At 42.3% G+C, this 9,413-nt stretch carries 8 protein-coding genes; 1 reads left to right on the forward strand and 7 read right to left on the reverse strand.

What is annotated here, in order from left to right; genetic code table 11:
- Positions 1-5 precede the first annotated feature (5 nt).
- Together ACE01R_RS15065 and ACE01R_RS15070 are read right to left on the reverse strand one after the other, a co-directional pair.
- Positions 6-197: a hypothetical protein gene (locus tag ACE01R_RS15065; protein ID WP_395552231.1), complete on the reverse strand. Its 192-nt coding sequence runs from the start codon at positions 195-197 to the stop codon at positions 6-8.
- A gap of 324 nt (positions 198-521) precedes the next feature.
- Positions 522-2,171 carry an acyl-CoA dehydrogenase family protein gene (locus ACE01R_RS15070; RefSeq protein ID WP_395552288.1) on the reverse strand — a complete coding sequence of 550 codons (1,650 nt, stop codon included), beginning with the start codon at positions 2,169-2,171 and terminating at the stop codon, positions 522-524.
- Positions 2,172-2,265: 94 nt separating this feature from the next.
- Here ACE01R_RS15070 and ACE01R_RS15075 point away from each other — a divergent pair, with 94 nt between their 5' ends.
- Positions 2,266-2,886 (forward strand): TetR/AcrR family transcriptional regulator, encoded by a 621-nt coding sequence (locus ACE01R_RS15075; RefSeq protein ID WP_395552234.1) that lies wholly within the window; start codon positions 2,266-2,268, stop codon positions 2,884-2,886.
- 115 nt (positions 2,887-3,001) lie between these two features.
- Here ACE01R_RS15075 and ACE01R_RS15080 read toward each other — a convergent pair whose 3' ends face one another.
- From ACE01R_RS15080 to ACE01R_RS15100, 5 genes are all read right to left on the reverse strand, one after another.
- Positions 3,002-3,334, reverse strand: coding sequence for a hypothetical protein (locus tag ACE01R_RS15080; RefSeq protein WP_395552235.1), 333 nt, complete (start codon positions 3,332-3,334; stop codon positions 3,002-3,004).
- 317 nt (positions 3,335-3,651) lie between these two features.
- Complete coding sequence (gene katG, locus ACE01R_RS15085; protein WP_395552260.1) at positions 3,652-5,844, reverse strand: catalase/peroxidase HPI; 2,193 nt, start codon at positions 5,842-5,844, stop codon at positions 3,652-3,654.
- Between the two features lie 269 nt (positions 5,845-6,113).
- The gene (locus ACE01R_RS15090; protein WP_395552274.1) at positions 6,114-6,815 is read right to left on the reverse strand and encodes a DUF542 domain-containing protein; all 702 of its coding nucleotides are present in this window, start codon (positions 6,813-6,815) and stop codon (positions 6,114-6,116) included.
- Positions 6,816-6,976: 161 nt separating this feature from the next.
- A complete protein-coding gene (locus ACE01R_RS15095; protein WP_395552278.1) occupies positions 6,977-8,032 on the reverse strand; it encodes an MBL fold metallo-hydrolase in 1,056 nt (351 codons plus the stop codon).
- Between the two features lie 75 nt (positions 8,033-8,107).
- The gene (locus ACE01R_RS15100) at positions 8,108-9,046 is read right to left on the reverse strand and encodes a cation diffusion facilitator family transporter (protein WP_395552282.1); all 939 of its coding nucleotides are present in this window, start codon (positions 9,044-9,046) and stop codon (positions 8,108-8,110) included.
- Positions 9,047-9,413 lie beyond the last annotated feature (367 nt).

Here is a 9,413-nt window from a genome sequence, read left to right on the forward strand (position 1 = left end):
TCTATTCAATTGTAAGAAAATACAGTGAAATAAAAAGGGAGATAGTCATTTGAGTATCTCCCTTTTTTGTGCTTGTCATAGCCACGTTTTGCATTTTTCTTTCGATCTACAAAGACCTGGCTTTTGTTGACCTCATGCATGTGTTTTGCCACAAAGTTGTGAATCACAACCTCTGGCAGAGCTTTTTTCTTTGCCATTTTACTCACCTATTTTCATTCACCACCCGGATGGGATAGCAAGCCGATATTACGCTTTTTTGTACATTTTACAAGCATGTTTATGGGGTTGATGTTTTGCATTGCAAGTTATTTCCTCCTCTCTCTTGCGTTGTAGTGTTGCAAAAGGGATAAGTACTTTTATATCTAAAAGTACCGAATTTAACTTTAAGTTTTTTCAAATTACCCTCCCTCCTCTTGCGAAATATATTTCTCATCCCAAAGGGAGGGAGAGCTTTTCTCTGAGTGAGTTTTAATGCATTGCTAAAAAGACAAAGAATAGCTAAGAGAAGTATTAAAAATAATTTAACTTGCTAAAGCTCTTTCCAGCACCCGGTCCACATCTACCTGCTTCGCTGCAATCATACCCACCACACGGCCATGAAATTCGCTATAACGCGTTGCAATAAAACCATCTGCGACATAATCAGGTGCATAACGTTTTAATAACACTGCTTGCGCCAAAATCACCAAACGGCTGACCAAACTGCGCCCCATAAACTGCACATCTTCAGGGGACTGATTGAAGAGCTTAAACAAAGCCTGCAATTCATTTTGCAGCGTTTCATCTTGCAAGGCAGTCGATGCCAGATCTTTAAACAGCACTTCAATGAATTCAGGTTCACGTGCAATCGCGCGCAACACATCCAGGCACATGACATTGCCTGAACCCTCCCAAATGGTATTGACCGGGGCTTCTTTAAAAATGCGCGCCATGATGCCGTTATCGACATAACCATTGCCGCCAAAGACTTCCATCATCTCGCCAGTCAGCTCGACTGCACGCTTGCAGATCCAGAATTTGGAGGCTGGTGTCATGATACGCTTCCATGCCAAAGAGAGAGCATCGTCCGATTCATAGCAATGTGCCAAATGAAAACTTAGTTGCATCGCGGCTTCGGTTTCCAGGGCTAAATCTGCGAGTACTGCTTGCATCAGGGGTTGTTCGGCTAAATGTTTGCCAAAAGCCTTACGCTGACGGGTATAGGCAAGACATTGCACCAAGGCCTGACGCAGCATGGCGGTACTACCGACCGAGCAAGTGAGACGGGTGTAGTTTGCCATTTCAATAATGGTCGGAATGCCGCGCCCAGCTTCACCGATCATAATGCCCCAAGCATCCTTAAATTCAACTTCGGAACTGGAGTTGCTGCGGTTGCCGACTTTCTCCTTCAAGCGTTGCACATGAATATTGTTTTTCGTGCCATCTTCCAGCCAGCGCGGCACAAAGAAACAGGCCAAGCCATCCTGCTCGGTTTTTGCCACCACCAGATGTGCATCACACATCGGAGCTGAGAAAAACCATTTATGTCCTGTAAGCAAATAGGCTTTGCCACGTCCTGACTCTGCGACGGGTACTGCCATAGTTTCATTGGCGCGCACATCCGAACCGCCCTGCTTTTCGGTCATGCCCATCCCGAGCCAGATCGATTTCTTCTGAGTAATCGGCAGGTCACGTTCATCATATTCTGTGGATAGTAGTTTCTCACCTATTTTTGCCCACAGTTCAGGTTCACGCTGAATCAGTGGAATACTGCCAAGCGTCATCGAAGTCGGACATAAACTGCCACACTCCACCTGTCCACTTAAGTAAAAACGCGCTGCCCACTCCACCCATTTCGAAGATGATGCCGCATGATTAAATGGATGTGCATGGCTGTCAAACTTACGATTTAAAGCCATCCATTTGTGCCAGGCAGGATGAAACTCAATGTAATCTTTACGGCGGCCACGGGCATCGAAGGCATGTAAAATAGGCGTGTGCTTATTGGCTAAATCGGCATATTGATAATATTCAGATGATCCCACCACTTTACCCATATCACACAACGTTGCTTGATCATGGCTGCCATAACGCTTCAATATTTCATGTAAAACCGTATCGGATGAAAATAAATTGTAATCTTGCAGTTCATCAAACTGGTTGCTGATTTGATGGGTCATCCATGTATTCATCATCTATATTTCCTGCTTGTTGTTCTGGGCTTTTCATTCCAGTATAGAGAAAAAATAGCCACGGGATGTTCGGCTTTGTTGGGTCAAACTTTTTATGAAAAATCCACAGATTCAAGTACGGCGTAAGCCGCGTCAGTCCAGGGCCAAGCTGACACAGGAAGCCTTGCAGGACAGTTTTGTTCGGCTTTTGCATGAACGTCAGGCAGATAAAATCACGATTCGGGAGATTACTGATTTGGCTGGAGTGGGCTTAGGCACGTTCTATGAATATTTTTCCAAAAAGGAAGATTTAGTTGCCCTGACCATTCACAGACACGTAAAAAACAATGCCGAGAACTTAAAAACTTATGCACACAGCCTGATCAAGTTATCCACAAATTTGGCTCTGGATGAGTACTTAAAGCAAGTGATTCGTTATCAGCTTGAGCAGATTCAGGCTCAGCAGTTTTTATGGGCACAGACCTTTTTGCTGGAACGGCAAATTTCCAATATTGAAAGTTACCGTAAAAGCTATGAAATGATGGTGCAGATGTGGCAAAGCATTCTTGCACCTGTTATTAAAGATGCTGAACAGCTCAAACGGATTAGTTTAAATATGCAACGGGTCTGTTATGGCTTTGTGTCGCAGACGTTATTGGTGGAACCAGAGTTTGGGGAGTGGGTGATGTTGAAGAGAGAAATTCTTCTAAGTTTAGGAAAGTCTAATTTTGAATAATAGGATTTCCCTTTATTTCTATGCTTACATTTAAATGATAGGCCGTTGATATATAAAAATAATACTAAAATCTGATTTATATAAACTCTATTATATTAAATTGAAGTTTTAGTTGCTAAAGATTTGGAAAGCGAATTTTTGTTTCAGCTTTTCTAATTTCATTACTGGTAAAAGAAATAGTTGTTCGTAGTGAATAAGCATAGGTTCCTTGAATAGAATCATTAGATGATTCATATGAGATATAAAATCCGTTATCAACTTTATCCACCCATTCGAAATTCATTTTATATTTTTGAAATAGAAATTCGATAATTTTCCTTTTTAACTCTATATCATTTGTATCAATATTATAAGCGATACAATGAAGTTTACCTTGCCATTCTTGAAGTGAAATAGGTCCAACTGGGGTTGCTAATATATACCAGTTTGATTCTTTGATGAAATTCACGTTTGGAATATGTTTTTCTAAATTGAATTTAGTCTGAATAGTTGAAAAATCTCAACCAATTTTAAATATAAACGGTTTTAGTACTTGATCCTGATTCATTATATTGGTCTCTGCATGCAATAAACTATTAGTAAAAAGTGAAATGAAAGCCATCAAGATCAAAAAAGCTTTTGACATAAGTAATTCTAAATTTAAGTTTTCGTAAAATTAACACAATACACTTTATACGCAACCAATCTTATAAATCAAATAATATCAACATATTAAAGTCTATAAAAAACCGCCCTTTCGAGCGGTTTTTTACATCTCAATGTAAATTATTTTTTCACATCAAAACGGTCTGCATTCATGACTTTCGTCCAGGCAGCCACAAAGTCTCTCACAAATTTTTCTTTGTTGTCATCTTGTGCATACACTTCTGCATAAGAACGCAGAATCGAGTTCGAACCGAACACCAAGTCTACGCGTGTTGCAGTCCATTTCTCAGCGCCTGTTGCGCGCTCAACAATGCTGTATGAGTTCTTGCCTGTTGGCTTCCAGTTGTAGGCCATATCGGTCAAATTCACGAAGAAGTCATTGCTGAGCACACCCACGCGGTCAGTGAATACACCCTCTTTCGCGCCGCCGTAGTTCGCGCCAAGAACGCGCAAACCACCAACCAGTACAACCATTTCAGGTGCAGTTAAACCTAGCAATTGTGCACGGTCTAACAACATTTCTTCAGGCTGAACCACATAATCCTGCTTGATAAAGTTACGGAAACCATCTGCTTTCGGCTCGAAATCTTCAAACGAATAAGCATCGGTTTGTTCTTGAGTTGCATCACCACGACCCGGTGTGAATGGAACTTTTACGTCCACACCTGCAGCATGTACAGCTTGCTCAACTGCAGCAGTACCGCCTAATACAATGAGGTCTGCAATACTGACTTTCTTCTCAAGGCCAGCCTGAATTTCTTCAAGTTTTGCCAAGACTTTTGCTAAACGTGCAGGTTCGTTACCCGCCCAGTCTTTTTGCGGAGCTAAGCGGATACGTGCACCATTGGCGCCGCCACGGTAGTCAGAACCACGGAAGGTACGAGCGCTATCCCATGCGGTTGCAATCAGTTCAGCAGACGTTAAACCACTGCTTAAAAGTTTTGCTTTCAGCTCTGCAACTTCAGCATCAGTCAAAGTGTAATCCACAGCTGGAATTGGGTCTTGCCAGATTAAATCCTCAGCAGGAACATCAGCACCTAAATAACGGGATTTTGGCCCCATATCACGATGCGTCAATTTGAACCAGCCGCGAGCAAAGGCATCTGCCAATTTGTCTGGATTTCTATAGAAATCTTCCGCAATTTTTCGGTATTCAGGATCAAATTTCAGAGCCATATCAGCATCTGTCATCATCGGGTTGCGGCGTACATTCGGGTTATGCGCATCAACAGGCTTGTCTTCCTCTTTGATGTTAATCGGTTCCCATTGTTTCGCACCCGCAGGACTTAAGGTTTTTTCCCACTCATAGGTGAACAATAAGTAAAGAAATTCGTTGTCCCATCTGGTTGGATGCGTGGTCCAGGCACCTTCCAGACCGCTGACCATAGTATTTGCACCGTTACCTGTACCTTCAGAGTTGTGCCAACCCAGGCCCTGGAATTCCACATCTGCGCCTTCAACATCGGCACCAAGATTTTCCGCCTTACCATTACCGTGCGCTTTACCTACAGTATGACCACCGACAGTTAAAGCCACAGTTTCTTCGTCATTCATCCCCATACGGTCGAAGGTAATACGCATATCTTGTGCAGTACGTAGTGGATCTTGAACGCCATCTACACCTTCAGGGTTGACGTAGATCAAGCCCATTTGCACCGCAGCAAGCGGATTTTCCAGGGTTGAACGATCCGCATCACTTTCGTAACGGTTTTTGGTTGGCGCAAGCCATTCTTTCTCTTCACCCCAATAAATGTCTTTTTCAGGTGCCCAGATATCGGTACGACCACCACCAAAACCAAAAGTTTTCAAGCCGGCAACGTCATAAGCGACTGTACCTGCCAAGACGATTAAATCGCCCCAAGAAATTTTGTTGCCGTATTTACGTTTAATCGGCCAAAGTAGACGACGACCTTTATCGGTGTTGACGTTATCCGGCCAGCTGTTGAGTGGCGCAAAACGTTGATTACCAGTGTTGGCACCGCCACGACCATCTTGCTTACGGTATGAACCGGCCAAGTGCCATGCAGTACGTACGAACATACCAATATAGCTGCCATAATCAGATGGCCACCAGTCTTGGCTGCTGTTGATGAGTTCGCGTAGATCTTGTTTTACCGCTTCCAGATCTAATGAGTTAAATGCAGCTGCATAGTCAAAGTCTGGATCCATTGGATTGGTTTTTTTATCGTGCTGGGAAAGAATATCGAGATTAAGCGCATTCGGCCACCAATCCGAATTCTGAGTACCTGTAGAGCTTGTATGACCGCCGGCTTGATGGAATGGGCAACCTGAAGTTTGTTGATCTTGTGACATGTTTGAACTCCCAAAAATACGTTCAAATGATTATTGTGAGGAACCGTTAAAAAAACATCTAATTCATAATCAAAATAACTGTTTTTTATGACAATCTAAAGCAGCTTTTACGAATAGCAACAATCGAAAATGTCTATTCAAGATAGGCGTAAAAACAGGATTAATTTACTCTTAACAGATGAAGTGAAAATTTTAAAATGACATGTTCAATCTATGAAAAAAAGATCCTATTTCAATAGGGTCTTTTTGATCTGAAAAGTTTTGAAAATTTAACTGGAATAGCGTTTAAACAGCACACTATTTTCTTTGGCAATATGTAAAAACAGATCATCCACCAATTCATGCAGTTTTGCATAAACCACTTTTACAGTCGCACAAGCATAGTCTGGTGGAGTAAAATGTTCTGTCAATTCAATAATCTGCTTAATCAACTGACCTGCTGCCTCATGCTCATTTTCGAGTTCGGCAATTAAATTTTTAATTTTATTTAAATCTGCTTCAGACTTTGTCGCAATGCGTAAAGCAGGAAAGAGAATTTTCTCTTCTTTGGCAAAGTGTTGTTCAAGTTCCATTTTTAGCAAACTGAAACAACGATGCAATTCTAATAAACGCACAGGGTCGTGGTTAAAATGCACCAATAAGATTTTATTGACTAATGCATCTAACTCATTCCAAAGTATCCGTTCAGGGACATGATGAACAGATAAAATTAAGTCAATTAACTGTTGATCAGACAATTCACTCACCGGAACTTCAGTCCGCTCCTGACTTAAATAGTGTTGATAAGCTTGCTGAATTTCACTTAGAAAACCGGTATCTAATCCGGTGTCCTGAATTACAGTGTGCAGGCTACGGTCACCCTGACAGCAATAATCAATTTGTAAGGCATTTAGTCGTGGTGTAATGGCGGGAAAGAAGGTCACCAACTCACCCAAGGTCGTGTGCTCAGTAATCTCTAATGTTTTTGTCATTTTATAATCCTTCTCATCTGTGCAACATTATGGGATAGAACATAGCGCACAGCTTCATCCAACAGCAAAAAATATACTGTGCCGCTATTTTTTTAGCATGATTCAATCCTTTATATCAGCATCTAACGGATCTCTGATGCAATCAGGCATCTCTATAGTATCTAAACGATCAGCTTCTTTCCTTCACGGACACAGTAAAACGGCGTCATCAATTTGGAAGTATTTTTCATCGCCACTTTTAAATCGATCTCAGGTTGTTCCCGGCCTTCATCAGTCAGCTGAAAAGTGTGGTAATGAATCGCCAGTGAACATTTAGAATGTAAATCCTTATGCGCCTGAAAAGCCTCCTGTGGATTCAGATGCATATAACCCATCAGCTCACGCGGCTCGTAGGAACCAATCGGTAATAATGAAATACGCGGTGCACCCAAACGGTTTTGAATTTCTTTAAAATGTGGCGAATAACCGGTATCACCAGCAAAGAAACAATGATCTTTTCCGGCTAGTACGGAAAATCCGCCCCACAGTGCCCGGTTGTGATCGCGAAAGCCTCGACCTGAAAAATGCTGTGCCGGGGTATAGATAATTTTTAAATCATGCAACAAGGACGATTGCCACCAGTCCATTTCCAGCACATGGTAACTTTTCGGCAAATACCATGAATTGCCCAGGCCGGTATAAATCGGCATGGTAAATTTATCATGCAGCCATTCCAGACTGGCCAGATCCATGTGGTCATAATGATTATGACTGAGCAGCACCGCATGGATGGTCGGCAATTCTTCCAGCGCAATCCCCGCCGGGATCACCCGTTTCGGACCTTTGCCCTGCTGGGGACTGACATGTTCGCACCAAACCGGATCGGTGAGCAGATTATAGGGCCCGATTTGCAACAGTACTGTGGCATGCCCAACAAACCACACTTGCCAGTCATCAATGCTGGCATGGGGACGATCCTGAGGAATAGCCCGTTTGCTGGCATGGAATTCAGCATGTTCTTTTTGAATATCGACATTCCAGGTCGATGACTTGCGGGTGAGCAGCCATTTGATCAGCTCGGCCCGTCCACGCCCTGCCGGATTGGGTAATGCATTGAAGAATCGCTCACCATTATGATGATTCGAATACATAAATTGAAATGAAGGCTGACGCCAAGTATGTGACCAGCATGCTTTGGTCGGGAGTTGAAAGTGTAATTGCTCAGGCTTCTGCTTCATGTACATTCAATTTCTTAGTGTGACCTAAACATTCAAAATCCGATATTTTGAATGTCGCGTCATATATATCACGTTTTATTCCAAACGTCCTTTCATACGTTCCAACCACACCTGTTTAGTCTGCGGTTTGACAAACAATGCCACAATTTCCGGATGAATCTGTTTAATTTTCGCTTCAATTCTGTTGACGCAATCTTCAATATCATCCGAACTTAAATTGTCTTCAAATTCCAGGCTTAAGGAGGCCAGCACTTGATGCGCACCCATCTGTTCAGTCAGTACGCCATTGGCCGACTGTACCGCCGCATCTTCCTGGGCAATCAGCAAGATATTGTTGCGTAATTGTGGATCGGCCGTTTCCCCAAGCAATAGCCCCTTGGTTTCGCGGGCTAATAAAATAGCAGAAAGCGCCAACACAACACCAATCAAGATAGAAGCCACGCCATCCAATTCGGGAATATTTAAAGCATGAGCCAGATAAATACCAATCAAGGCAATAAACAGGCCACATAAAGCAGCCGTATCTTCAAACAGCACGGTAAAGGTAGTGGGATCTTTACTGCGTCGAAAAGCCTCAAAATAGCCTTGCGTGCCTTTCACCTTGCGGAAAGCTTTTAAGGCCACAAACCAGGAGGTTCCTTCACATAAAATGGCGATGATTAAAACAATATAATTAATGGTGGGATTCAGCATTTCTTCAGGATGCAATACATGTTGTATGCCCTGATAAATGGAGACGATGGCACCCAGTGCAAAAACCATCAACGCCACAATAAAGGCCCAAAAATACAGTTCACGCCCATAACCAAAGGGATGCTTATAGTTGGCGGGCTGTTGCGATTTTTTCATGCCATAGAGCAGCAAAATTTCGTTCAGTGTATCCACCACCGAGTGAACCGCCTCACTGAGCATGGCCGAACTGTTGGTCATATAGGCAGCTACAAACTTGACCAGCGCAATAGCCAAATTTCCCACCAGTGCTGCATAGACCACAATCTTATTCGAATCAGACATTCAAACTTGTCCTAAGCATTTTTTGCTAAGCGTTATTGTTATCAAATAGATCTATTTGATTTTATAGCTCTTTCCATAGTACTCAATGTCATTGTGCTCGTGGTTTATTCTTTTGTTTTTTTTAGCGCAACTGGTGAATGTTTCTCCAGGTAATTTAAAGATGTTTCATGTGAAACATTGCTGTTGAATTTTATGAGGTTTTCCTGATTTCCACAGATTGCAAACGAATAAAAAAAGAGGCAGAAGCCCACTACTGTCCCATAGTTTGCTTTAAATAAAAAAACCTGAGTCTAAATAGTTAAAATATGAGTGCAAACAAACACTTTAACTATAAAGGACTCAGGTTTTGTCACATCAGAATACCGTA

Origin of the sequence: Acinetobacter sp. BSP-28, from assembly GCF_044130285.1 — a bacterium.
GTDB lineage: Bacteria > Pseudomonadota > Gammaproteobacteria > Pseudomonadales > Moraxellaceae > Acinetobacter.

What these genes read in the sequence shown, in the direction of transcription:
- ACE01R_RS15065 (WP_395552231.1), bottom strand. Translation starts at nt 197, where the DNA reads ATGGCAAAGAAAAAAGCTCTGCCAGAGGTTGTGATTCACAACTTTGTG.
- ACE01R_RS15070 (WP_395552288.1), bottom strand. Translation starts at nt 2,171, where the DNA reads ATGAATACATGGATGACCCATCAAATCAGCAACCAGTTTGATGAACTG.
- ACE01R_RS15075 (WP_395552234.1), top strand. Translation starts at nt 2,266, where the DNA reads ATGAAAAATCCACAGATTCAAGTACGGCGTAAGCCGCGTCAGTCCAGG.
- katG (WP_395552260.1), bottom strand. Translation starts at nt 5,844, where the DNA reads ATGTCACAAGATCAACAAACTTCAGGTTGCCCATTCCATCAAGCCGGC.
- ACE01R_RS15090 (WP_395552274.1), bottom strand. Translation starts at nt 6,815, where the DNA reads ATGACAAAAACATTAGAGATTACTGAGCACACGACCTTGGGTGAGTTG.
- ACE01R_RS15095 (WP_395552278.1), bottom strand. Translation starts at nt 8,032, where the DNA reads ATGAAGCAGAAGCCTGAGCAATTACACTTTCAACTCCCGACCAAAGCA.
- ACE01R_RS15100 (WP_395552282.1), bottom strand. Translation starts at nt 9,046, where the DNA reads ATGTCTGATTCGAATAAGATTGTGGTCTATGCAGCACTGGTGGGAAAT.